25 protein-coding genes and 1 riboswitch are annotated in these 25,029 nt (G+C 52.4%); of the genes, 11 read left to right on the forward strand and 14 right to left on the reverse strand.

Annotation, left to right across the window (positions count from 1 at the left end; all coding sequences use genetic code 11):
- On the forward strand, window positions 1–651 hold a 651-nt coding region (locus H7F08_RS08210), incomplete at its 5' end, for a hypothetical protein (protein WP_227487842.1).
- Between the two features lie 57 nt (window positions 652–708).
- Here the strand turns inward: H7F08_RS08210 and H7F08_RS08215 are convergent.
- Together H7F08_RS08215 and H7F08_RS08220 are read right to left on the reverse strand one after the other, a co-directional pair.
- A complete protein-coding gene (locus H7F08_RS08215; protein ID WP_193640301.1) occupies window positions 709–2,253 on the reverse strand; it encodes a 2-isopropylmalate synthase in 1,545 nt (514 codons plus the stop codon).
- Between the two features lie 86 nt (window positions 2,254–2,339).
- Entirely contained in the window at window positions 2,340–3,731 is a 1,392-nt protein-coding gene (locus H7F08_RS08220) for a sigma-54 interaction domain-containing protein (protein ID WP_226831382.1), read from the reverse strand.
- Between the two features lie 363 nt (window positions 3,732–4,094).
- Here H7F08_RS08220 and H7F08_RS08225 point away from each other — a divergent pair, with 363 nt between their 5' ends.
- Genes H7F08_RS08225 through H7F08_RS08240 form a run of 4 tightly spaced genes read left to right on the forward strand, consistent with a single transcriptional unit; the run spans window position 4,095 to window position 6,715 of the window.
- Complete coding sequence (locus H7F08_RS08225; protein ID WP_226831380.1) at window positions 4,095–4,472, forward strand: DsrE/DsrF/DrsH-like family protein; 378 nt, start codon at window positions 4,095–4,097, stop codon at window positions 4,470–4,472.
- Between the two features lie 12 nt (window positions 4,473–4,484).
- Window positions 4,485–4,715, forward strand: coding sequence for a sulfurtransferase TusA family protein (locus H7F08_RS08230; RefSeq protein ID WP_010637198.1), 231 nt, complete (start codon window positions 4,485–4,487; stop codon window positions 4,713–4,715).
- 45 nt (window positions 4,716–4,760) lie between these two features.
- Window positions 4,761–5,900: an NAD(P)/FAD-dependent oxidoreductase gene (locus H7F08_RS08235; RefSeq protein ID WP_024894824.1), complete on the forward strand. Its 1,140-nt coding sequence runs from the start codon at window positions 4,761–4,763 to the stop codon at window positions 5,898–5,900.
- Between the two features lie 11 nt (window positions 5,901–5,911).
- Window positions 5,912–6,715, forward strand: a complete 804-nt coding sequence (locus H7F08_RS08240; RefSeq protein ID WP_075323230.1) for a hypothetical protein — start codon at window positions 5,912–5,914, stop codon at window positions 6,713–6,715.
- 84 nt (window positions 6,716–6,799) lie between these two features.
- Here H7F08_RS08240 and H7F08_RS08245 read toward each other — a convergent pair whose 3' ends face one another.
- From H7F08_RS08245 to H7F08_RS08295, 11 genes are all read right to left on the reverse strand, one after another.
- Window positions 6,800–7,090, reverse strand: coding sequence for a hypothetical protein (locus H7F08_RS08245; RefSeq protein WP_024894822.1), 291 nt, complete (start codon window positions 7,088–7,090; stop codon window positions 6,800–6,802).
- 124 nt (window positions 7,091–7,214) lie between these two features.
- The gene (locus H7F08_RS08250; protein WP_024894821.1) at window positions 7,215–7,730 is read right to left on the reverse strand and encodes a YiiX/YebB-like N1pC/P60 family cysteine hydrolase; all 516 of its coding nucleotides are present in this window, start codon (window positions 7,728–7,730) and stop codon (window positions 7,215–7,217) included.
- Window positions 7,709–8,134, reverse strand: a complete 426-nt coding sequence (locus H7F08_RS08255) for a DUF4878 domain-containing protein (protein ID WP_193640304.1) — start codon at window positions 8,132–8,134, stop codon at window positions 7,709–7,711. Before H7F08_RS08255 ends, H7F08_RS08250 begins: the two co-directional genes overlap by 22 nt.
- A gap of 101 nt (window positions 8,135–8,235) precedes the next feature.
- Window positions 8,236–8,772, reverse strand: coding sequence for an OmpA family protein (locus tag H7F08_RS08260; RefSeq protein WP_193640305.1), 537 nt, complete (start codon window positions 8,770–8,772; stop codon window positions 8,236–8,238).
- A gap of 167 nt (window positions 8,773–8,939) precedes the next feature.
- Window positions 8,940–9,416 carry a group I truncated hemoglobin gene (locus H7F08_RS08265; RefSeq protein ID WP_193640306.1) on the reverse strand — a complete coding sequence of 159 codons (477 nt, stop codon included), beginning with the start codon at window positions 9,414–9,416 and terminating at the stop codon, window positions 8,940–8,942.
- Window positions 9,417–9,438: 22 nt separating this feature from the next.
- Window positions 9,439–10,557 carry a DUF3034 family protein gene (locus H7F08_RS08270; RefSeq protein ID WP_031575683.1) on the reverse strand — a complete coding sequence of 373 codons (1,119 nt, stop codon included), beginning with the start codon at window positions 10,555–10,557 and terminating at the stop codon, window positions 9,439–9,441.
- Window positions 10,558–10,881: 324 nt separating this feature from the next.
- Window positions 10,882–11,754: a phosphoribulokinase gene (locus H7F08_RS08275; protein ID WP_010637179.1), complete on the reverse strand. Its 873-nt coding sequence runs from the start codon at window positions 11,752–11,754 to the stop codon at window positions 10,882–10,884.
- 150 nt (window positions 11,755–11,904) lie between these two features.
- Complete coding sequence (gene metF / locus H7F08_RS08280) at window positions 11,905–12,723, reverse strand: methylenetetrahydrofolate reductase [NAD(P)H] (protein WP_031575686.1); 819 nt, start codon at window positions 12,721–12,723, stop codon at window positions 11,905–11,907.
- Window positions 12,723–14,129 carry an adenosylhomocysteinase gene (gene ahcY, locus H7F08_RS08285; RefSeq protein WP_031575688.1) on the reverse strand — a complete coding sequence of 469 codons (1,407 nt, stop codon included), beginning with the start codon at window positions 14,127–14,129 and terminating at the stop codon, window positions 12,723–12,725. Before ahcY ends, metF begins: the two co-directional genes overlap by 1 nt.
- A 20-nt stretch (window positions 14,130–14,149) precedes the next feature.
- A riboswitch (S-adenosyl-L-homocysteine riboswitch) is annotated at window positions 14,150–14,233 on the reverse strand.
- Between the two features lie 37 nt (window positions 14,234–14,270).
- Window positions 14,271–15,440: a methionine adenosyltransferase gene (gene metK / locus H7F08_RS08290; RefSeq protein WP_031575691.1), complete on the reverse strand. Its 1,170-nt coding sequence runs from the start codon at window positions 15,438–15,440 to the stop codon at window positions 14,271–14,273.
- Between the two features lie 128 nt (window positions 15,441–15,568).
- Window positions 15,569–16,210: an outer membrane beta-barrel protein gene (locus H7F08_RS08295; protein WP_226831378.1), complete on the reverse strand. Its 642-nt coding sequence runs from the start codon at window positions 16,208–16,210 to the stop codon at window positions 15,569–15,571.
- Window positions 16,211–16,296: 86 nt separating this feature from the next.
- Here H7F08_RS08295 and H7F08_RS08300 point away from each other — a divergent pair, with 86 nt between their 5' ends.
- On the forward strand, window positions 16,297–17,238 hold the full coding sequence (locus tag H7F08_RS08300; RefSeq protein WP_024894812.1) for a carbohydrate kinase family protein: 942 nt from the start codon (window positions 16,297–16,299) through the stop codon (window positions 17,236–17,238).
- 56 nt (window positions 17,239–17,294) lie between these two features.
- On the opposite strand, the gene H7F08_RS08305 is transcribed toward H7F08_RS08300, so the two are convergent.
- Window positions 17,295–17,681, reverse strand: a complete 387-nt coding sequence (locus H7F08_RS08305; RefSeq protein WP_010641172.1) for a rhodanese-like domain-containing protein — start codon at window positions 17,679–17,681, stop codon at window positions 17,295–17,297.
- Between the two features lie 211 nt (window positions 17,682–17,892).
- Between H7F08_RS08305 and H7F08_RS15670 the strand changes: the two genes are divergently transcribed.
- The 5 genes from H7F08_RS15670 (at window position 17,893) to H7F08_RS08325 (ending at window position 24,976) form a co-directional block, all read left to right on the forward strand.
- Window positions 17,893–18,402: a glycogen/starch/alpha-glucan phosphorylase gene (locus tag H7F08_RS15670; RefSeq protein ID WP_264674690.1), complete on the forward strand. Its 510-nt coding sequence runs from the start codon at window positions 17,893–17,895 to the stop codon at window positions 18,400–18,402.
- Window positions 18,368–20,380 (forward strand): glycogen/starch/alpha-glucan phosphorylase, encoded by a 2,013-nt coding sequence (locus H7F08_RS08310; RefSeq protein ID WP_264674691.1) that lies wholly within the window; start codon window positions 18,368–18,370, stop codon window positions 20,378–20,380. The genes H7F08_RS15670 and H7F08_RS08310 overlap by 35 nt, the downstream gene beginning before the upstream one ends.
- 66 nt (window positions 20,381–20,446) lie before the next feature.
- A complete protein-coding gene (gene gpmI / locus H7F08_RS08315) occupies window positions 20,447–21,976 on the forward strand; it encodes a 2,3-bisphosphoglycerate-independent phosphoglycerate mutase (RefSeq protein WP_031575704.1) in 1,530 nt (509 codons plus the stop codon).
- Window positions 21,977–23,464 (forward strand): murein hydrolase activator EnvC family protein, encoded by a 1,488-nt coding sequence (locus tag H7F08_RS08320; protein WP_031575708.1) that lies wholly within the window; start codon window positions 21,977–21,979, stop codon window positions 23,462–23,464.
- A gap of 60 nt (window positions 23,465–23,524) precedes the next feature.
- Window positions 23,525–24,976: a S41 family peptidase gene (locus tag H7F08_RS08325; protein ID WP_031575711.1), complete on the forward strand. Its 1,452-nt coding sequence runs from the start codon at window positions 23,525–23,527 to the stop codon at window positions 24,974–24,976.
- Window positions 24,977–25,029 lie beyond the last annotated feature (53 nt).

A 25,029-nucleotide genomic window follows, 5' to 3' on the forward strand; every position in this document is an offset into this window, starting at 1 on the left:
GTGCCCGATCAATCAATGAAAGATCGGGCACAGGCCGTCCTCAGCGAAACCCCCCAATTCCAGCAAGTGAACGAACTCCCCGAATGGCGCTTACAGTTTGCCCGACTACAAGGACAACGTGGCCAGGCGCTACTTATTCAGGGCAAACTGCAAAATGCGATACAGCAAAATGGTGAGGCGGAAAAGCTGCTGACCACATTACGCGAACAATTCAAGAATAATGACATGCCCGCTCTAAGCCTGCAGTCCGCCCTCAATCTGAATAATCAGGCTCAAATATTCGCCTGCACCAGCGACCACGAGCAAGTGATTACTTTGCTGGATAAATCAGCGCGCATATTTGAAGAATTGCGGGAAAACATGAATAAAGACTTTGGTCCGCATTTGTGGATTAGCTTGGCCAAGACTCACCTACAACGAGCCAATTCGGAGTTGGCCATGGGAAAGCCCAAGATTGCACAAACTTCCTGTGAGCACGCCACAACTATCCTTGAAAACCTGCGCAACCAGGAAAACATCACTCATACATCAGTTCTTTTGCAAACATTGGCCGAGTCTCTTAGCCTACAGGGTAAAATTTACGCGCTCTTGGGTGACACGCAGTCTGCCATGGGGGCTTTCGACCAAGCCGTCAACATACTGTCTGCCTAAGTATTTTGAATGAAGGATGACCCGGCGTTGTCTTGAAACAGTCGGGTCCGTTCTTTCCTATAGTTGCGGATGCTGGCGATGTGACGGACCCTGCAAACGATTCATCGCCGAAAGGTAAGCCTTGGCACTGGCCACAACAATATCAGTATCGGCACCCTGTCCATTCACGGCCCGACCACTGGCGTCCTGCAGACGCACGGTCACATCGCCCTGGGCATCGGTACCTGTGGTAATAGCATTGACTGAATACAGCAGCAAACGGGTTTCACTGTTCAAAATACTTTCCATGGCCTGGAATGCCGCATCTACCGGCCCGCCACCTACGGCCTTGGCGGTTTTGGCCACCCCGTCCACCCAGACTTCCACCGTAGCTTCGGGATGCGTACCCATTTCCGAGCAAACCCGCAAATAACCCAGACGATAATGTTCAGCCTGCTCTTCCTGCAGGTCTTCGTTGACCAGCGCCTGCAGGTCTTCATCAAATATTTCCGCCTTACGGTCGGCAAGATCCTTGAAGCGGGCAAAAACCTGATCCAGCGTGTCTTTCTCCAGATGAATCCCCAATGCCTCCAGACGCGCACGTACCGCCGCCCGACCGGAAAGTTTTCCCAGCGTCATGCGATTGGCCGACCAGCCCACATCTTCCGCACGCATGATCTCATAGGTCTCCCGATGCTTGAGCACACCATCCTGGTGAATGCCTGACTCATGGGCAAAAGCATTCGCCCCGACAATGGCCTTGTTGGGCTGGACCGGAAAGCCGGTAATCGTAGACACCAACTTGCTGGTAGCCACAATCTGGCTGGTATCAATGCGGGTATCACAGGCAAAGGCATCTTGCCGCGTGCGCACCGCCATCACGATTTCTTCCAGGGCGGCATTACCCGCCCGTTCACCCAGACCGTTGATCGTGCATTCAACCTGTCGGGCACCATGCTGCACAGCAGACAGGGAGTTGGCCACCGCCAGGCCCAGATCATTGTGGCAGTGTACTGAAAAAATGGCTTGATCGGCATTGGGAATCCGGTTGCGCAAATTGGCAATTAGCTGACCAAAGCGATCTGGCAGATTATAACCAACGGTGTCAGGAATATTGATGGTACGGGCTCCTGCTTGAATGACTGCTTCAATCACCCGGCACAGGAAATCTTCCTCGGAACGGCCCGCATCTTCCGCTGAAAACTCCACATCATCACAATATTGCCGCGCCAGTTTTACCGCAGCCACTGCACGTTCCAGAACCTGCTCCGGGCTCATCCGTAATTTTGCCTGCATATGAATCGGGCTGGTGGCAATGAAGGTATGAATACGTGCAGCATTGGCTTCCTTCAACGCCTCACCGGCACGGCGAATGTCTTCATCGCGCGCCCGCGACAGCCCGCATACCCGACTTTCACGTACGGTCCTGGCGATGGCTAGCACGGCGGCAAAATCCCCGGGGCTGGCAACTGGAAAACCGGCTTCAATGACATCCACCTGCAAGCGTTCCAAGGCCTGGGCAATACGCAGTTTTTCATCCCGGGTCATGGAAGCACCCGGGGATTGCTCGCCGTCGCGCAAGGTAGTGTCAAAAATAATCAAATGCTCTTTGGACGTTGTCATAGCTTGTGTCTCCCAATCAATTGAGAGGATTGTACCCCGCTACAGACAATTAACGAAGACAATGCATCTTCTTCTTCGTGAAGGATTCAGGCACCTCGCCGCAACCAGCGATAAACAGTGCGCTCACTGACCCCGAGGGTTTCCGCCACCCTCCGCCGGTTGCCTTGATACTGACGCAACAAAGCCTCCAGATCATCCGGTTGCGCGCCACCGCGTGGGACTGATGGCGCAGGTCCAAAATCTCTCACTGCACCCGGCGAAGCCGCATGCGCCTCAAACGCTGGTCTGGCTCCCGTAAAATTCAGATGATTTGCCTGAATAACCGGTCCATCCGCCAGTGCTGCTGCTTTTTGCAGAATATTGCGCAACTCCCGAACATTTCCCGGAAAATCATAAGTAAACAGGCGCCGTTCTGCATCTTTCGACAGCGTCCACTGCCCCCCCCAACTTTTACCAATGCGTTCCAGCAACACCGCCGCAATACCCGCAATATCATCACGACGATCCCGCAAGGGCGGTAAATCAATGGTAATAGCCGCGAGACGATAATATAAATCTTCCCGAAATTGTCTTTGCCCGGCCATTTCCAATAAATTACGGTTGGTCGCCGCGATGATACGCACATCGGCATGCAAGGTCTCTGAGCCCCCCAAACGCCGGAAAGTCCCGGTTTCCAGAACCCGCAATAATTTAGCCTGCATACTTAAGGGCAATTCCCCCACCTCATCCAGAAACAGGGTTCCCCGGTCGGCCATTTCATACAGTCCACGCTTACGTCCCAGACAACCTGTGAAAGCACCTCTTTCATGACCCAGTATTTCACTTTCAAAAAGTGTTTCTGGTAGCGAGGTACAATCCACAGTAATAAATGCTTCAGAGGCCCGTGCAGAAAATTGATGCAGCGCGCTGGCTGCCAACTCCTTGCCGACCCCACTTTCACCATAAAGCAAAATACTGGCATCCGTACGGCCCGCCATTTCAATGTGATTCAGACATTTCATGAATGCCGGAGAACGGCCCACCATGCGCATGTCACCACAAGTAATGTCTTCTTCCTGATGCGGCAAGCGAATGATTTCCTCACCAAGATAGGTATTCCCTTCCTGATCTTTGATGGCATGTCCACGAATACGCACATGTTCAGCATGATTCTGGTGATCATAGTGAATGTGCCGGACATCGTGGGCTTCTCCCGTTGTAAAAACAGCCTGATGGGGACAATCTTCTCCACGCATATGGCAAGGCACCGGCGAATGGTGGGAAATTTCATGACAGCAACGTCCTATGACCTCGTCGGATTGCACGCCATAGGCTTCCTGATAGGCCCGGTTCGCCGCAATGATCCGGTAGTGGTCATCAATCAAAACCATTGGATTCTGCTGAATATTCAAAACACTCTGAACATCCAGACCAGTTGCTGACTGATGCTTTTTTGTGGGCTTATGCACATCAGGAGTAGTACGGTCACGATTCTGCATTTCCATAATTTGCCTCGGCGTCTGGTCGGCTACTGCTTTTAAGATCTAAAAAATATCCTTTCGTAAATAATACGCATCCTCTTTCTTTTTGGATGCAAGAAAATTTCTATTACCATAACTTAATTATATTTGTTTATGAACAAGGTGTTCTGCTTGTCAGCACATGTCATGACATGTCATGACACATTTCATCCGTCGCGATATAAAAATGAGTTAGCAATACAGTTAATTAGTTTATTCTTAATTTTTAATTATCTAGCGTGATAAGCGAGTTAGCTTCAATCTAATAACGTCCATACAGGCTGGCATATTTACTGCTATTACTGAACCATTCACTTACGATGGGGAGACAAAATGTCAGGCATGCACATCATTTGTTTAAGTGGCGAGCGCGAGAAGTTGCAATTCGCAGCCATGGCGGCGTCCGTAGCGGCGGTATCCGGAACCGACGTCCATATTTTTCTGTCGATGAACGCCTTCCCCTACTTTGTGAAGGGTCATAGCAAGGAAGCCCCCGCTGAAGGCAAGCTGGGAGAGGTCATGGCCGAACGTAAAGTGCCCCCCTTCTACCAGATTTTCGAGCAGGCGGTGGAACTGGGCGATGCCAAAATCTGGGCTTGCTCCATGGCTATGGATGTTCTCGGCGTCAAAGAGGACGGCATGGAGGAAATCGTAGCCGGGCCTCTGGGCCTGACCAAATTCCTGAGTGACGCCGAAAATGGTCAGATTCTGACTTTTTAAAAGGAGGAGCACATGAGTGAACGCGTTGTAGATGCCCGTGGCAGTTTTTGTCCGGGGCCGCTGATGGAACTGATTTCCAACATGAAAATGATGCAGGTCGGGGACACCCTGGAATTGTTGTCCACAGATGCCGGTTCTGCTGCGGATGTGCCGGAGTGGATCAAAAAAGTCGGTCACGAAATGGTAGATACTGAGCAGGACGGCGAAGGCACCTGGCACATTCGGGTCCGCAAGGCCAAGTAAGCGCACAAACAATCGCAGGCGTAAAACCCTAAGGAGAGTGACATCATGAGAATTCTGGTCATAGGTGGCGGTATGGGCGGTACTATTTTTGCCAATCATCTGGCACGGCGTATTCACCATGAAATGAAAACCGGCAAGGCACGCATCACGATGTTGTCCGCCAGTCATGAGCATGTGTATCAACCCGGCTGGTTGTATGTCGCCATGGGTCGGGCGACGCCCGATGAACTGGTCCGCGAACAGCAAAGCCTGCTGGAGCCGGGGATTGAATTTCATGTGGATCCGGTTGAAGAATTTCATCTGGCCGAGAACCATGTCAAATGCAAAAGCGGCAAGGTGCATGAGTATGACCTCATCGTCATTTCGACCGGTTCGCGTGCCCTGCCCGAGAAAGTTCCCGGTCTCAAGGAAAATTCCATCAACTGCTATACCGCAGAAAATGCCGTAGAATTCTTCAAGCAACTGTCGGACTTCAAGGGTGGACGCATCGTGGTCACCGTCGGTCTGCCGCACAAGTGCCCGATGATTCCCCTGGAAATCACTTTCGCCATGCACGACTTCATCAAGGATCGCGGCCTGCTGGACAAGACCGAGTTCTACTACACCTACCCCATTGGCCGGGTTCACAGTCTGGAAAATGTCGCCAAGTGGGCAGCGCCGGAATTTGACCGGATGGGCATTAAATACGAAACCCTGTTCAACATGAAGGAAGTGGATGGTAAGAATGCCCAGGTACTGAGTGAAGAAGGCGGAGCAGTGAAATACGATCTGCTGGTAGCCGTGCCGCCCCATAAGGGTCAGGAAGTCATCGAGAAGAACGGTCTGGGTGAAAACGGCTGGATTCCCACCAATCGCTCTTCCCTGCACATGGAAGGAGAACATGGCAAGAATGTTCTGGTACTGGGAGATACCACCAATTTGCCCATCAGTAAGGCCGGTTCAACCGCCCACTTCGAAGCGGAAGTGGCTGCCGAGAATGTGGCGGCGGTCATCAAGATGGGACGGCCAGTGCGCAGTTATGATGGCAAGGTGTTCTGCTTCATTGAGGCGGGCAAGGACCGGGCAACGTATGCCATGTTCGATTATAAAACCCCACCCCAGCCGAAAGCGCCTACCGGAGCCGTACACGCCTTCAAGATGTCCTATAACAAACTCTATTGGGCTACCGCCCGTGGTTTACTCTGAGGAGGTGACGTATGGCTGCGGTCATGGCAGAAACTTCTGAAGATGAACTGCAACGCGCCCAGGAAGCCCTAGTCCATCTGGTGCAGAACGGGGATCTCGAACGCATTGTGCACCTAGCACGACTGAGTGGTGCGGCAGCAGACTCCATGAGTGATGAGATGGTGGGTCGTCTGGCGGGGTTGGCCAGCGACGGTCTGGATTTGGTGGATCAGGTCACCCGCAGTCAGGTGGCGCGGGCCCTGCCGGCCATCAGCTCCCTGGTGGAAAACGGGGATCTGGAGCGCATCGTGCAACTGGCCCGGCTGAGTGGGGCCGCCGCCGATTCCATGAGCGATGAAATGGTGGGTCGCTTGGCCGGTCTGGCCAGCGATGGCATGGATTTACTGGATCGGGTGAACCGCAGTCAGGTGGTCAATGCTTTACCGGCCATCTCGGCACTGGTCGAAAACGGCGATCTGGAGCGCATCGTTCATCTGGCCCGCATGGCGGGTGCCGCTGGCGATTCTATGAATGATGAGATGGTCTCACGCCTGGCCACTTTGGCAACTGATGCCATGTGCCTGCTGGATCGGGCAACGCGCACCGGGGTCATGGACCGTTTGCTCGCTGTCGCTGAGAAAATGGATCAGGATCATATCCTCACCGATTTCCTGCACTGCCTCAGTGGCGCCACTGAGGAGGCCGCCAGCGCCCCCATTCCCAAGGGAGGAATCGCCGGACTCTGGGACATGATGAAAAAACCGGAAACCCAGCAAACCATCCAGTTCCTCATGCTGGTCGGCAAACATTTCCGTTCCTGCCGACTCAGGCACTGATCATGAACTAACTTTTACCGTTTTAACGTGTTCTACTCGCCCCGCTTGCAGCCCCTGTTGTTCAGGGGCTTTTTTATTTAAGCGTTAGCTAGAAATAGGTGTATAGGCAAAGCAATATCCATGTGGGCTGATTTTGCCCGCAACCACTTTACAGGTGCCATCCGCACTGGGAGAGGCTCCCGGTACAAAATGTGCGCAATTACTGCACATGTCCTTGCCACTGGGATGATCCTGATAACTGACAGAACTTTTGCTTTGCAACCCACCTGCAGTACCAGCCTCAGCCATGGATGAAAACACCAAAGGAGCCACTGCGGCCGCTGCGGCTATTTTACCTGTTGATTTCAACCATTCACGACGATTCATAGATTTCATAGTATATTCTCCCAAATGATGAATGAGGCGCCTATAAAGGGCCCACTTAGTTCTACGTAATCTGCGCCGGAATGGATGCAGGCAACAGAAAATTGATCCCCATCATATATTCATAATTGGACAATCAACTGCGTAGAGTAAAAACATTATTGAATACCGGCTTCATTCCGATCAAATCTCCCGGAAATACCACCTTCCGCACCCCTACCAAGGGTATGGATAAAGTACTTAACTCCGCTGAGATCAGGTTGATCTGTATTTGCAAAAATGCCTTATAAACAAACTCGGAACAATATAATGCCCGATCATCCTGCAAGTCATAATTATCATCAAAAGGAATACGCAACTTCACCTGTTTATGACACCAGTGAAACAAATTTTCACACTGTGGTTCTACCAAGCTAATCGGTATGTAGCCCACTTTTACAGCACGTTCCGGCGCACAAAAATCGTCCAGGCTACCCATATGCACCCCACCTCGGGTGCGTTCCGTAGACGGTATGCTTTCAAATAAAGCACCACCTACCAAAACCCCGACATGCGTCCAGGGCCCGCGATTTTTGAGGCGCACCAGGCGTGCCTCTACCCCCAGCCCTTCGCGAAGCAGTAGATATGCCGTCAGTCCACACTCACGAACCATTTCCCGTCCCTGCGTACCAGTTGCAACGTCGTATTCCGAGGGCTTCCTTTCTCAGGAATCAGGCTGATAATCACCGTGGCATGCTCAATGCCATGTATCATGGTCCGTTGGTTTTTGACTATTTTGGCCTCCTTCAAACCGCCTTCAGCTTGCAGACGCTGATAAGTAGCCATCACATATCCATTCACTTTCGCTTCTTCGAGCCGCAGTGCATAGGGTTGTGCAGGATTTTGCACCTCAGGTCCCCAATAAACCAGTTTGTCTACTTTCTGGATGTCCCCTTTCGCCATACCATGCACAAAATGCATAGCCGTATTCTCTGGCCCTGAACTCGAAAACAGTCCACAGGCTGAGATTCCCACTGTTAATCCAGCCACTGTGAGTTTTTTTAGAATACTTCGCACACAAATTCTCCTCGATTAAAGCGATCCAAAGAAAAACAGGCAATACCTTAAGCGCATTGCCTGTTGATCATGACGTCTTGACTGGTGATTCATCAAGCCAGTTAGTACACAGTTTTATGTACCTTGATACTGGAATTGATTTCTACGCGCTGATTCAGGAAACGTCCCCGTGGCGTCGCATTGCTGGCGACGGGATCCAGATAGGAATGCCCCTTCGTCATAATCCGTGAAGCAGCTATACCATGCGCTTCCAGATAACCGGCAACGCTTTGTGCACGTTGCTCAGAGAGTTTTTGATTGTAAGCAAAACTACCTGTTTTACTGCAGTAACCATTCACATCCAGAACAGCGGCTGAATGTTTATGGGCAAAATCGGCCACCTGATCCAGCACGGCAATATCATGGCTGATCAGTTTGGAAGAATTGGTCTGGAAATTAATCCCGGTAATGGTAATTGGTTTACTCTCCAGAACCGTATGCTGCACCGGTGCAATAGGTGCCACAGGTGCGGGTTTTGCGGCTGGAGCCGCCGGTGCGGCCGGGGGAATCCCGGGAGAACAGGCAAAAGGATTAGTACCACAGCCAGCAGCGGCCAAGACCACTGCCACAGCCAGTGTTTGCTTGTATATTTTTTTCATATTACGTCTCCTTAGTAGCTGATTTTTTGGGTAGATGCATTCACTTTCTACAATTTTAACCAACAAATTCAATGACAAAATAGGCCCCATCCAGGATGGAGCCTGAAGTTCCCGATTTTGCTAGCGGGAGGAGGAGACTGCATACAACATTTACTTGATGTCCCTTTTCAGCCCAAGGGGCCGTTAGCGGTGACGATTTGTGGTTCCATGGAAGCCAGAATAGCAATCAGGTAATTCTGCGCCGACATGGGAATCCTTTGGGTTTGCATCGCATCCATCATGTCCTGGGCCAGATAGTTGAAGGCTGCCGTAGTAACACCCATCCCTTCATGGGCTTTACGCATACTCAGGCCGGTGTATTTGCAGGGACCGCCCACCGCCATACACACCTGCTGCACCAATTCGTACTTCAGGTGGGGGATATTGGTATGTGCGAAGTAGTAGTTGATGTGCGGGTCATTAGCAACATTACCCACAAACGTATTAATCAGCTTGGTAATGCCCGCCTTACCGCCGTACTGGGCATAGTAATCCTGAGCGGATGCGGTCGAAATTCCCATCATGGCAACAGCCGTAAACCCTGCCGCCAAAGCGACACCCTTGGCTACTGCCGAAAGACGGGAAGAGGTTGGTATAAATGACATGGTAAACTCCTCTTAAATTAGGTCAAAAGCTGCTGGTCAGAGATAAATACAGACCGTTTTGGTTCTTTTCTGTGGCAATAGTACCCAAATCCACATAGGCTGCTGTCAGTGAAAGCTGCTTGTAGGGGAACCAAGCGACATAAACGTCTTTCCAGGCACTCGTTTTGGATACCGCATCACCGACAGCACCCAAATGTAGAGGAATACCTCCTCCCGGCGTAACAACTGTACCAGAAGCTGCTATGAGTTGATTTTGTGGCATATCTCGATACTCAGCACCCAAGACCACATGGCGGTTCAGAAAAACACCCACCGAAGCAGCCGGCAATACTTTGTAACCCATACCATTGACGCCACCGAAACCCAGCAAGCCTTGCTGATTGGCGTTGGTAACATCAATATTTACATCCGCTAAAGTCGTCAACCCGAATATACCGTTAATCCAGACTTTAGTAGCCGATAGATAATAGCTGACGCCATTACGCTTAACACCCAGTGTCGCTGCAAAATCTTTGGGCATCTCATTGTGGTGGAAATCGACACCCACGGATACCTGTGGTTCCCACCAGTTTTGATCGTAAATAACATTCCCGAAGAGACGCACCTTCAGACCTACGATATCCTGATTTAAATCGTAATTGCTACCAAAAAATGCGGGACCCCCGGCAAATGCTTTATCGGCAGTCAAACCCGCTGTGGTCGTCGTTCCGTACGGGAAGGATACACCTGGTGTTGTTACTGCTGTGCCAAGAATCTTATTATCAAGTACCTGCCCTGTATTACCTAAACTAAACCCCTGCCGGGCAAAAGAGATCTCAACCCGGTTGAATAATCCGACCGATGCGCCGTAAGCGTTCAAGTTATAGTTGTTCAGCAATACATGTGAATAAAAAGCGGTCGCGCCAATTTGCTGATTGGTGCCATAACCCGAAATCACTGCCCAGGGGTTGATACCACCACCAGCAGCACCGTCTATCGCTGTTACTGCTCCGGTGCCCAAAATACGGCCCTGGCCAAATAAACAGGCCGAACCTATCGCCGCATTGGCGGCCACAGGGACCATTGCACCCAACGTGCAGGCCACTGCCAGAATGACTGCTTTTGTAGCGGGTGATTTCGCAGACTTACCCATAATTTTCATACCTCCTCCTAGCCGTTAAGCGGTTCTTGAATGCCAGAGCACTCAAAAAACTTAAGAGCAAGAAAGGGGCCAAAATCTCAGAAACCTCTACAACACACAAGAATTATTTGTAACAACTTGTTTATTATGAACAAGCATCAACACATCATACAAATAGAACTGTTTGTATTTCTTCTGATTCTGCATGACACGTCATGACATCTCTACAGTTTCGTCATGACAGAAACTGCTGATCTGCCTTCTCTGGCTTAAAATGCAGGACATAAAAAATCCGGTATCGATGTTACCGATACCGGATGTCACCAGGATGAAACTAACGCGCTATCAGAGTGCTTCTTTTTTTTCATCCAGCATCTGTTCAATGCGCGGACCGAGAATCACTTCCATGGCGAAGCCCATTTTCGTACCCGGAATAACCAGGGTATTGGAGCGCGACATAAAGCTTCCGGGAATCATTTGCAATAAGGTCGGGAAATGCTCAATTTTGTGATCCCGAAAGCGAATGACTACCATGCTCTCATCAGGTGTGGGAATATCCCGGGCAATGAAAGGATTGGATGTATCCACCAAAGGGACACGTTGAAAGTTGATATGCGCGCGCGAAAACTGGGGGGTTATATGATTAATATAATCGGGCATGCGGCGCAAAATTGTGTCCACAATGGCTTCCGCTGAATACCCACGCTGGGAATTATCACGATGAATTTTCTGGATCCATTCGAGATTCACAACCGGCACGACACCAACCAGAAGATCCACATAATTGGCGACATCCACATCTTCGGTTTTCACCCCGCCGTGCAGCCCTTCATAAAAAAGCAGATCGGTGCCAGTAGGCATATCCTGCCATGGCGTAAAGGTTCCCGGAGCACTACCCCGCAGTTCCGCTTCCTCATCATCATGCACGTAGTAACGCATCTGGCCATGACCGGTCTCTCCGTAACTACGGAACAGACGTTCCAGAGACTCAAAATCATTACCTTCGGGACCAAAGTGGCTGATGGTCTTACCTTCTGCTGCTGCTTTGGCAATGGCTTCACGCATTTCCGCCCGGTTATAACGGTGAAAACTGTCTCCTTCAATGATGACCGGATTGACCTTCAGGCGCCGGAAAATGTCATGAAATGCATGTTTGACCGTAGTTGTACCAGCTCCCGAAGAGCCGGTGACCGCAACAACAGGATACTTTTTAGACATGGTATGAACCTCTTATAGTGAAAAATTCTTTTGCTGACCAATATATTCCATGGCCGTCTTGAATCCAGTTTAACAAAGGTTATCAGCCGGTCAACATAAAACACGCCATTACCAACGCTTTCGAGGCTTCGATAATGGCGTCAAAAGTACTTAAAGCCCGAGATTCTGCCAGATGGCCGTAGTCGCCTCGGACTGATTCAGCGTATAAAAATGCAGGCTGGGTGCGCCTTGCGCAAGTAATGTCTCACACTGCCGACTCAGCAACTCAATCCCCAACTGATATTGGGACTGCAGATCTTCCCCATAAGCTTCCATGCGGCGCCGCAGATATTGCGGTAATTCGGCTCCGCACATGGCCGAAAAACGGGAAATCTGTTCAAAATTTGTGATGGGCATGACACCCACTACAATCGGCACCTCAACGCCCCGCCGTTGTAAATCATCCCGGAGCTGCAAGTACGCATCGGGATTATAAAAATACTGGGTGATAACCGCATCTGCACCCGACTGCACCTTTTCCACTAGATGCTGCAAATCCTCTTCAGCAGAAACGGCCTTGGGATGCACTTCCGGATAACCGGCTACATAAATTTTAAAACCGCCGAACTGACGGATAAAACCCACCAGATCGGCTGCATATTCAAAATGACCAGGGTTACTCATGCCTTCTGGTAAATCACCACGCAGGGCGACAATGCGCTGAATACCTTGGGCCCGGTAATCTTCCAGAATCTCCCGGATACCCGATTCCGTTGAGCCAATGCACGAAAGATGCGGAACAGCTTCCAGATCATAGTCCTTGCGGATCATGTCCACCGTGGCAAAAGTTCGTTCACGGGTGGAACCACCAGCCCCAAAAGTCACTGAGGCATATTCCGGCCCCAAAGGTAACAGAGCAGCAATGGTTTCGCGCAGGCGCTCCTCGCCTGCAGCATTTTTGGGCGGAAAAAACTCGACGGAGTGCGCCATCAGTAACGATACGCGTCGTTCTTGAAAGGCCCGTGGACGTCAACGCCCAGATATTCGGCTTGAGCTGTTGTCAACTGGGTCAGCACCCCGGCAAAACCTTCCACCATGTAACGGGCCACTTCTTCATCCAGGGTTTTCGGCAGGACGGTGACGCTGATGTGCGAAGACTTCTGTGCGGCAGGCAGATCAGCAAAGCGCTCCCCGTAAAGATGTATCTGCGCCAACACCTGATCGGCAAAAGAACCATCCATGATGCGACTGGGATGCCCGGTAGCATTGCCCAGATTCACCAGTCTGCCTTCAGAAAGGAGAATCAGGTAATCATCACTGTCTGCATCAAAGTCCCTGCCTGCCGGCGCATCACGATACACTTTATGCACCTGAGCCTTAACCTCGTCCCAGGCCCAGTTCGCACGCATGAAAGCCGTATCAATTTCATTATCGAAATGACCAATATTACAAACGACAGCGCCTTTCTTGAGGGCCTTCAACATGCCCGCATCGCAGACATTGTAATTACCGGTAGCAGTAACCAGTAAGTCCGTCTGGCCCAGCAGATCCCGATCAATACAGGCATCGGTACCATCGTTGATACCCTTTTTGTAGGGCGAAACCACTTCATACCCATCCATGCAGGCCTGCATGGCACAAATGGGATCCACTTCGGTGACGCGCACAATCATGCCTTCCTGACGCAGGGAGGCTGCCGAGCCCTTGCCCACATCCCCATAGCCCAGAACCAGGGCGCGCTTACCAGACAACAAATGGTCCGTGGCTCGCTTGATGGCATCATTGAGGGAGTGACGACAACCGTATTTGTTGTCATTTTTGCTTTTGGTCACCGAGTCGTTGACATTGATGGCCGGCACCTTGAGCTTGCCTTCCCTGGCCATTTCCCAAAGACGATGCACACCTGTGGTCGTTTCTTCGGAAACACCATGGATGCCCTCCAGCAACTCGGGATACTTCTCATGGAGCAATCCTGTGAGGTCTCCACCATCATCCAGCAGCATATTGGGGCGCCAGCCGTCAGGACCCATAATGGTCTGTTCTACGCACCACCAGTATTCTTCCTCGCTTTCGCCCTTCCAGGCAAAAACAGGAACGCCTGCGGCTGCAACAGCTGCTGCAGCCTGATCCTGCGTAGAAAAAATGTTGCAGGAAGACCAGCGCACTTCAGCCCCCAAAGCCACCAGGGTTTCGATAAGTACAGCGGTCTGGATGGTCATATGAATGCAGCCCGCAATACGCGCACCCTGCAAGGGCTGCTGAGCCTGATATTTCCGGCGGATAGCCATCAATGCCGGCATTTCCGTTTCAGCAATACGGACTTCCTTACGTCCCCAGGCGGCCAGAGACATATCAGCCACTTTAAAGTCTTCACCCGTTTTAAGCACAGCATTCATGTAGGTAGTTCCTTTGATCATGAAAGCGAGCGCGGTTTTACACGAAGGAAAACGGGCCGAGCCTGACCACCAGAGACCTGGCGACTGCAGCGCTCCTCGGCCCGAACTTCCGGCGGAGAGGTTCTCCGCGCAGAGGTCTTTTTATCGCAATCCAGCAGCATCCCGCAAGGCTGCAGCCTTGTCGGTACGTTCCCAGGTAAATTCCGGTTCTTCACGACCGAAATGCCCATAAGCAGCGGTTTTACCATAAATCGGACGGAGCAGATCCAGCATCTGAATAATACCCTTGGGACGCAGATCAAAATGCTCACGGACCAGCGCCGCGATGCGATCATCATCAATTTTACCGGTGCCAAAAGTATCAACCATCAGGCTGACCGGCTGGGATACCCCAATGGCATAAGCCACCTGAACTTCACAGCGACTCGCCAGACCTGCAGCAACAATATTTTTAGCAACGTAACGACCGGCGTAAGAAGAAGATCGGTCTACCTTGGAAGGATCCTTACCTGAAAAAGCACCACCACCGTGACTGCCCTGACCACCGTAGGTGTCTACAATGATTTTGCGGCCCGTCAGGCCACAATCGCCTACGGGTCCGCCAATGACAAAGCGTCCGGTGGGGTTGATCAGATATTTGGTATCCTTGTGCAGCATTTCCGGCGGCAATACCGGCTTGATGATTTCTTCCCGCACCGCTTCCACCAGATCGGCATGACTGATATCTGGGCTGTGCTGGGTGGAGAGGACGACGGCATCAATAGCCACCGGGCGACCATCTTCGTAACGCACCGTCACCTGACTTTTGGCGTCGGGACGTAACCAGGGCAGGCGGCCATCCTTACGTACCAGAGCCTGGCGTTCGGTCAGACGATGGGCAAAATAAATGGGAGTTGGCATCAGCACGTCGGTTTCATCACAGGCAAAACCAAACATGAGACCCTGATCACCAGCGCCCTGGTCCAGATCCAGACCGGCCCCTTCATTCACACCCTGGGCAATATCCGGAGACTGCTTGTCGAGCGTCTGCATCACTGCGCAGGAGGCCCAGTCAAAGCCCATTTCCGATGAATCATAGCCAATCCGGCGCACCGTCTGACGGGCAACGTCTGCGTAATCGACGGTAGCCGTCGTCGTAATTTCGCCGGCCAGAACAATAAGGCCGGTAGTAATCAGGGTTTCAGCGGCTACCCGACCACGCGGATCCTGCGCCAGAATGGCATCAAGGATGGCATCGGAAATCTGGTCTGCGACCTTATCGGGATGACCTTCGGAAACAGACTCAGAAGTAAAAAGATGGCTTTTGGACATGCGTTCAGGCTCCTTGCTGGCGTGGCCGATGAATTGATCGTCGACGGGGACAGAGCGCACTATAGCAAAGGATACACGGCCAAGCGAAGTGAAAGACGCTCACCCCGCAAACAAAATCCACTCAAGCTTCAGGGATGGGCAGGACCGATGACTGGAAAGGCCGATTTTTTGCTGCCGCCCCAAAAATAGGAAATACCGCCCGTCACCTGCACATTGTTGAGGTTTGCGGCGCTGGGCGTCGGGGTATTGAACAGCAGTTGATCCTGGACATCCAGGCGCAACCCAAAATGATCCCCCAGGGAATATTGATAACCCAGTCCCAATACGCCCATCAGCGAAGTACCGCGCCCCAGATCCTGATTAAAGCGATTACTGGAAGCACCCAGACCCAGAGAAACATAGGGGGTGTCCGGGCCGGCAAAGGCGTACACATTGCCGAGCAGCGCGCCACTGTACTGGTTAGCGTCAGCATTGGGTGCAGCGTCCTGCAAATGGGCAAAAGCCGCAGCCACCTGCGCCTCGACACCCAGATGCGCACTGAGACGTTGCCCCAAACGCAATCCCAGCACCGCATTACCATCATGATGAGCGAGCCCAGTAGCACCGCTGAAAAAAGTATTACCCCCGAAAAGGTTCACATAGGTCTGATCGTGGGCAGCAGAACCCTCAGCCCAAGCCGGAACGGCAAGAGCCAGCATGGAAACCGCCAGCAATGTACGCAAACCCCTGTTCATGACCAGACCCACCCCGGACAGGACAACACAATTCATAAAAACCTGTTATGATAATAGTCTGTTTTCAGCAAAAATACCACACCCAACCCAACAATTTGACAAAAACCCAACAAGGAGTTGCCATGTCCACACTCGTCTGCGGATCACTGGCCTTTGATACCATTATGGTGTTTCAGGACCGTTTCAAGGCCCACATCCTGCCTGAGCAAGTACACATGCTGAATGTGTCTTTTACCGTACCGGAAATGCGTCGCGATTTTGGCGGTTGTGCCGGTAACATTGCTTACAATCTCAAGCTGCTGGGAGGAAACCCCGTCATTGCCGGCACCGCTGGCCAGGATTTCACACCCTACCTTGAGCACATCAAACAGCAGGGCCTGGATACCCATCTGATTCGCATCCTCCCCGATCATTATACGGCGCAGGCCTTTATCACCACCGATCTGGACGACAATCAGATCACCGCTTTTCATCCCGGTGCAATGTTTATGGCCCAGGAAAACCATCTGGACGGGCAAATCCCCAGCGATGTGCACTGGGCCATTGTCTCACCCGATGGTTTGGGGGCCATGATCCAGCATCTGGAGGACTTGACCCGCGCAGGCATTCCCACACTGTTTGATCCCGGACAGGGGCTGCCGCTGTTTGACGCAGCAACCCTGACCCGTCTCATTGATATGGCCGACTATCTGACGGTTAATGACTACGAATGCCAGATGGTTCAGGCCCGTACCGGCTTGAGCGTCGCGGAGTTACGCCAGCGCCTGAAAGCGCTGATCGTCACCAAAGGCGAACAGGGTTCCGTCATCTATCACGAAGACCAGGAAACCCACATTCCTGCAGCAAAACCCAGGGCCGTACTTGATCCCACCGGTTGCGGCGACGCCTATCGGGCAGGTTTGCTTTACGGCCTTGAACATAATCTGGGCTGGGAAACCAGTGGTAAAATTGCCTCGTTGATGGGCGCCTACAAAATCGAAACGGCTGGCACCCAAAATCATCATTTCACTTGGAGCGAATTCAAAAAACGTTACCAGGAAAATTTTGGAAGCCAGATTGAGTAATTGATGCCGTCGCTTCAATCGGGCCGCTGCCAGCGGCCCGATTGAAGGTCAACGCATCAGGTCACAATGGGCTTATCTTCTGCATCCCAGACATTGATGCCGCCACCCAGGTTATATACCTCGTTAAAACCCATTTCCTGCAAAGTGACGGCAGAAAGTGCGGAACGCGTTCCGCTGTCACAATACAACACCACCACCTGATCCCGCGCCTGGGATAACACCGGGTGGCAATGCCCGTAATCCGGATCAGCGAGGGCTTCCAGATAGCCTCGGGGAACATGAATAGCGTCCGGTAGATGCCCCTCGACAAAAGCATGGGCTTCCCGCACATCCACCAGCACCAAGTCGTCGCGGGTACGCAACCAGTCTTCCAGAGTATCGCAATCCACTTCACGAATCTGACTGCGCGCACTGCGTATAAAATCCGCCAAAGATTTAGCCATGGACGACTCCTTTTCAAGAGGATGAAACGCTGACCGGAGATCTGGCCAGATATATTTTTGTCACCTCAAGATTAGCATCTTTGCCACGCTGATCTGAAATAGTGCCCATCCATGAAATATCTGCAAATTCCAACACCATAACCCCTTTCAATTCCCCATAACATCATTCTATGATGGGGGTGTCGACCATCCGCACATGAGGAGCCACATCATGCCTGCCAGACGTCCTGCGAAAATCGTCTGTGTCTTACCCCCTCTTGGTATGGATGCCAGCAGCCTGTGCTCCGATACCCGTCATTACCTGTTTCATACCTTGGGTGCAGAGGCAGAAACCGGTTCAAAAATTAATGTATATACCGCGCTATCCATGAGCCTGCGTGATCGTCTGGTGGAACGCTGGAAAAAAACCCACAAGAAAGTTATGGAAGAGAAAGGCAAACGTACTTTCTACCTGTCCCTCGAATTTTTGCTGGGCCGCACCATGGGTAACGCCCTACTTAATCTGGGGTTGGAAGAAGCGGCAGGAGCAGCGCTTGAACAGGAACACCGGCAGTTGACGGACATCATTGAGACCGAACCCGATGCCGGCTTGGGAAATGGCGGTTTGGGTCGTCTGGCTGCCTGCTTTCTCGATAGTTGTGCGTCACTGGGGCTCCCCGTCACGGGTTATGGCATACGCTACAGTTATGGCATGTTTCGTCAGGAAATTCGGGGGGGGTGAGCAGGTCGAAGAACCCGACCACTGGCTGAAAAATGGTTACCCCTGGGAACTGAAACGACCAGAACGCGTGCGTCATATTCATTTTTTCGGGCGCAGCGATGTCTATAAGGATGCTCAGGGCAAATTACATCATCGTTGGGTGGATACCCACGATGTCCTCGCTGTCCCTTATGACATTCCCATACCGGGTTATCGCAATGAGGTCGTCAACACCCTGCGACTGTGGCGCGCTGCCTCCACCGATATATTTGATCTCGGCGAATTCAATGCGGGTGCCTATCCCGAAGCCGTAGCGGCCAAAAATAATGCTGAACATATCAGCATGGTGCTTTACCCCAATGACAGCAGTGAAAATGGTAAGGAACTGCGTTTGCGTCAGCAGTATTTTCTGGCCTCGGCCAGTCTACAGGATGTGATGGCCGACTGGGTCGCTGTACATGGTGAAAATTTTACCCATTTTGCCGAACATCACTGTTTTCAGCTCAACGATACGCATCCCAGTTGCGCAGTACCGGAACTGATGCGCCTGTTGATGGATGAACATGGCCTGGACTGGGATAGCGCCTGGAAAATTACCAGCCACACCATGGCCTATACCAACCATACCCTGCTTCCAGAAGCTCTGGAACGCTGGCCGGTACGCCTGTTTCGCCAGCTCCTGCCGCGCCTTCTGGAAATCATTTTTGAAATCAATGGCCGTTTCCTGCAGGAAGTGGCCCGTCGGGCGCCAGGGGATAATGCCTTACTACAACGCCTGTCCATCATCGAGGAAAATGGCGAACAAATGGTCCGCATGGCCCACCTGGCGGTGGTGGGGAGCTTTTCCGTCAACGGCGTAGCCGCACTGCACACGGAACTGCTTTGCGACGAGCTATTCGCCGACTTCCACAAGCTCTGGCCCCAAAAGTTCAACAACAAAACCAATGGCGTCACGCCCCGGCGCTGGTTGCAGTGGGCCAACCCCGCCTTGCGGGAACTGCTTACCGAGCAAATTGGTCCTGACTGGAAGAACGACCTGGATCATCTCAAGGCCCTGGCCCCCTTTGCAGAAGACGCCACGTTCCGCAAACGCTGGGATGCGGTTCGCCAAATTAACAAGGCCCGCCTCGCCAGACTGGTTCTGGAACAAACCGGTGTGCATTTTATTCCGGGTGCCATGGTTGATACCCAGGTCAAACGCATTCATGAATACAAGCGGCAACTGCTCAACGCCCTCCATGTCATTCACCTTTATGATCGCATCAAACGCGGTGAAGGCTCCGAAGTCACCCCGCGTAATGTGCTATTCGCCGGGAAAGCCGCCCCCGGTTATTTCATGGCCAAGCGGATCATCAAACTCATCAACAACATTGCCAACGTGGTCAATCATGATGCCGATACCGCCGGTCGCTTGCGGGTCTGTTTCCTGCCGGACTATCGGGTTTCCCTTATGGAACAGATTTGTGCAGCCACCGATTTGTCCGAGCAAATTTCCACGGCAGGCAAGGAAGCCTCAGGAACCGGCAACATGAAGTTCATGATGAACGGCGCACTGACGATTGGTACGCTGGATGGTGCCAATATTGAAATACGCGATGCCGTCGGGCCCGAACACTTTTTTCTGTTTGGCCTGAATGCCCAGGAAGTCAGTCAGTTAAGGGGCAACTATCATCCAGAAGTTTATTTGCAGGCCGACCACGATCTGCAGAGAGTGATGGATCTCCTGCACAGCGGGTATTTCAATGCCTTTGAACCGGGCATTTTTGATCCCATCATGCACACCCTCAATAATCCGCATGATCCCTGGATGGTACTGGCCGACTTCACCAGCTATAAGCTGAAACAACAGGAGGCAGCAGCATTGTGGCGTGACCAGACCGAATGGCAGCGTCTGAGTATTTTGAACAGTGCTGCCAGCGGTGTCTTTTCCAGCGACCGCACCATTCGGGAATATAATGCCGATATCTGGCATCTCAAACCCCTGGTGATGACCCCATGACAGAATTCGCCTGATCTGCTTTAATGCGTCCTTAATTTGTATTCCTTCCCGGTTTAGAGGAAATTGATGGCCCACACACCGCGCCCCGTACTGTTGCTGATCCTGGATGGCTGGGGTTATCGCGAAGATCCTGAAAACAATGCCATTGCCCTGGCCCATACGCCTAACTGGGACGGCTGGTGGCGTAGCCATCCTCATAACCTCCTCAATGCCTCCGGGGCTTCCGTAGGGTTGCCCGGCGGACAGATGGGCAACAGTGAAGTCGGGCATATCAATATCGGGGCCGGACGGGTTGTTTACCAGGAATACGAACGCATCAACCGTGGCATCATGGACGCAAGTTTCTATAAAAACAGCGCACTTTGTGCGGCAGTTGATACGGCCAAAGCTCAGGGCGGAGCGGTCCATATCCTTGGATTACTCTCGGCGGGGGGGGTTCATTCCCACGAAGAACACCTGTTTGCCGCCCTGCGTCTGGCTCGAAGTCGGGGAGCGGAACGGGTGTACGTACATGCTTTTCTGGATGGACGCGACACCCTACCCCGCTGCGCGGAAAATTCTCTGGAAAAACTGTCAGCCGAATTGAAAACCCACGGTGGCGAACTGGCCTCGCTGATTGGTAGGTTTTATGCCATGGATCGGGATCATCGCTGGGATCGGGTACAACAGGCTTATGATTTGCTTACTCTTGGCAAAGGTACCCACTATGCCACGGGTCAGGAGGCGCTGGCCGCCGCTTATGCCCGGGGCGAAAGTGATGAATTTGTTGCCCCCTCACAAATCGGCGGCACACCCATCTGTATTAAGGATCATGACGCCGTCCTGTTCATGAACTTTCGTTCTGATCGCGCCCGGCAGATTACCCGCCCCTTCATTGAGCCCGACTTCGACGGCTTTCCCCGTCAGGCCACGCCCAAACTCGCAGATTTTGTGACACTCACTGAATATAGTGAACATTTTGACGTCCATGTGGCTTTTCCTCCGACCCGGCTCAAAAACACCTTCGGGGAATGGCTTGCCCAACACGGATTACATCAGTTACGCATTGCCGAAACAGAAAAATACGCGCATGTAACCTTCTTTCTGAATGGTGGCGACGAAACCGTTTATCCTGGCGAAGACCGGATTTTGATTCCTTCTCCCAAGGTCACCACCTACGATCTGCAGCCGGAAATGAGTGTGAACGCTCTGACGGATGCGCTGGTAGAGCAGGTGGAAAGTCGCCGATATGATGCCATCATCTGCAATATTGCCAACCCCGATATGGTTGGTCACAGCGGCAAACTCAGTGCCGCCATTGCGGCAGTAGAGGCCGTCGATCAAAGCCTCGGACGTATTGTCAGCGCCGTACGTAATGTCGGTGGAGAAGTTCTGATTACCGCAGACCATGGGAATGTTGAGCAGATGCTGGATACCGAAAGTGGTCAGGCACACACTTCGCATACCTGCAACCCGGTCCCCCTGTTGTATATTGGACGTCCTGCCGAGCTATTGTCGGGCGGTGCTCTGGAAGATCTGGCGCCAACGCTTCTGCATCTTATGGGTTTGCCCAAACCACCGGAAATGGGCGGAAAAAATCTGGTGCAGACTGCCTAAATGACCTCGAGGATTTTGCTCCGTTCGGTTACTCTGCTGATACTGACCGGATTACTCCCACTGGGAGCAGATGCCAGTTCGCTTCAGGAAAAAATCCAAAACAGTCGCGAAAAACTGGAGCATCTCCACGAGAATCTGGGGCAAATTCAGGCCCATCTGAACGCCGGTCAAAAAACCCAGGCGGAGCTGCGCGACGAAATCAAAACGCTTGATCTAAAAATTGCGACGACCCGAAAAAAGCTGGCTGACATTCAGGCGCAACAACAACAAACCCAATTAAAACTGAATGAACTGAAACAAAAAATAACGGCATTGCAGGCAGAGTTGGTCCAGCAGAAAGAAATTCTGGGTAAACAATTGCGGGGGGCTTACATGCTCGGTGGGACAACCCCCCTCGCGGTCTGGCTACAAACCGAAAAGCCCGGAGAATTGGGACGGATGAGTGTTTATTACGCTTCCCTGGCCAAAGCCCGCAGCACGCTCATTGTAAAAACCCAAAATACGGCGGCACAAATCGTTCAGACACAACACCAGGTAGAGCTGAGAGAAGCGGGATTAGTGAAACTCGCCACGCAAATCCAGGCCCAGGAAAATACCCTGAACCAGCAGCGTCAGCAACATGCCACTCTCGAAAATCAGCTGACCGACCGGATCGCCAAAGACAAGGCCAAAATTGCCGAATTACAGGCTAACGCCAATATTCTTAATGGCTTGGTGAGTCGCCTGGTGGTTCAGTTCCGACACCAGGAGGCTGTTGCCGAAGCAGCGCGACGCAAGGCAGCGGCCGAAGCGGCGGCGCGTGCGGCAGCGCAAGCACGCGCCGCCGCCGAGGCAAGAGCTGCCCAACAACGCCGCCTGGCTGCGGAAAAGCGTGCCGAACAACGCGCTGCAGCCGTGCAAAAAGCCGAGGAACAACAGCGTGCGGAACAAGTCCAACGTGCTGCCGAAAATGCTGCACCTCCGACGACCGAAGTTCATCCGCCGCACATTACCACGGTTCCCCAGAAACCTGTTCCGGCAGCGGTCTCACCCTCGATACCTCCGCCGCCAGCACCTCGGCCTGCTCCCAGCCCGAGCATCAGCCCGCCCAGCACCCCGATCATCGGCCATGGCCGTTATCCGGCACCCGTTAACGGTCCCATTACCGCACGCTATGGCAGTCCGCGCGTAACCGGCGGTCTCGACTGGCAGGGTATTACTTTTCAGGCGGCACAAGGAACACCGGTTCGCGCCATTGCTCCCGGCATGGTACTTTATGCTGGCCCGCTCAGAGGTTACGGACAAATTGTGATTGTCCAGATTGGTCATAGCCTGCTCAGCATCTATGGACATCTGGGTTCCACCGATGCCCATGTCGGTGAACAAATCGCTGCAGGGCATCAGGTAGGCACGGTAGGCAGTGGCGGTGAACTGGGTAATGATGGACTTTACTTTGAAATTCGCAACGCCGGTCATCCCGTCAATCCTCTGGATTACATTCACAACTGAATTTCATCCGGATCCTCCGATTCCTGGAAACCGGACCCATGCTTTTTGGAGAAATGCATTATGATCCCGCTCAATCGCATCCTGTCGCGCCCAGCTGGCACATGGCTCAAGCTCAGTGTTGTGTTGATGCTGGGCCTGGGCAGCAGTTACGCGGGTAGTGCTTACGCAGATGCGGATCAGAACCACATCCCCCTGGAACAAATCCAGACCCTCAGTCAGGTCTTTGAAATCGTCAAATCCAATTATGTGGACCCTACTTCTGACAAAAAATTAATGACCGGTGCCATCAGTGGCATGGTCAGCGCCCTCGACCCGCACTCCGCTTACCTGACGCCCAAAGAATTCAAGGAGATGCAGGTGGTCACCGATGGCAAGTTTGGTGGCCTCGGCATTGAAGTGACCGGAGATCATGGTGTGCTTAAGGTCGTCGCTCCTATTGATGGCACTCCTGCCGCCAAAGCTGGCGTCGAACCCGGAGACCTGATTGTCAAAATTGACGGCAAGGCACTGCAGGGTATTGGTCTGCAAAAAACCGTGGACATGATGCGCGGCAAACCGGGCACTCAGGTCACCCTGACCATTTTGCGTCCGCATCAGAATCAGCCCATCCACTTGACCCTTACCCGCGCCATTATCAAGGTTCAGAGTGTACGCTCAGCCATGCTGGCACCGGATTATGGCTATATTCGCATCAGTCAGTTCCAGGAAAACACCGGTCGGAAAACGCGCCAGGCCGTGGAGCAACTGGAAAAAACCGCTCATGGACACCTGAAAGGTCTGATTCTGGATTTACGTAATAATCCCGGTGGGGTCCTTGGCGCCGGTGTAGAAACCGCAGATACCTTTTTAAACAAGGGACTGATTGTTTACACCAAAGGGCGAACCCCCGACAGCGACATGCGCTTTACGGCACATGGCCCGGATTATCTTCACGGCGCGCCCATGATCGTCTTGATCAATGGCGGCTCTGCTTCGGCTGCCGAAATTGTCACTGGCGCACTCAAGGACGACCACCGTGCCCTCGTCATGGGGCAGCGCAGTTTTGGTAAAGGTTCTGTCCAGACCGTCATCCCCCTGAGTAATGGTGGCGCGCTCAAACTGACCACCGCTCTGTACTACACGCCGGCGGGTTGCTCCATTCAAAGTCAGGGCATTGTGCCCAATGTGGAAATTCAGCCTGCCAATCCCCAGCTGCGAGCGATGGATGAAGATCTGCTCAAGGAATCGGAATTACAGGGCGTTCTCAAAGCTCCCGACACTTGCAGCAAGGTAAAACCGCAGTACACCATTACGGCACCGGCCAGCAAGCCCGCCCTCGTCACAGCAAAAACCAGTAGTGGCTCTGCTTCGGAAGAGGCCATGGAAGCTGCCAGCGTCCTCAAACCGAATCTGGGAAAAGATTATGTTTTGCGCGAGGCTTTGGCAATTCTCGAAAAACAGGCAGTACCTGTTGATGAAAATGGTCATAGCGTTCAGGAAGTGATTCCCTTGTCTGTTGCCTCTGGCCAATAAATTTGAATCGGGATAAATCCCATGAAAATGCGGTCAAAGCACCGTGGTTTCTG

This window comes from Acidithiobacillus sp. HP-11 (genome assembly GCF_015100075.1).
Classification (GTDB): domain Bacteria; phylum Pseudomonadota; class Gammaproteobacteria; order Acidithiobacillales; family Acidithiobacillaceae; genus Acidithiobacillus; species Acidithiobacillus thiooxidans.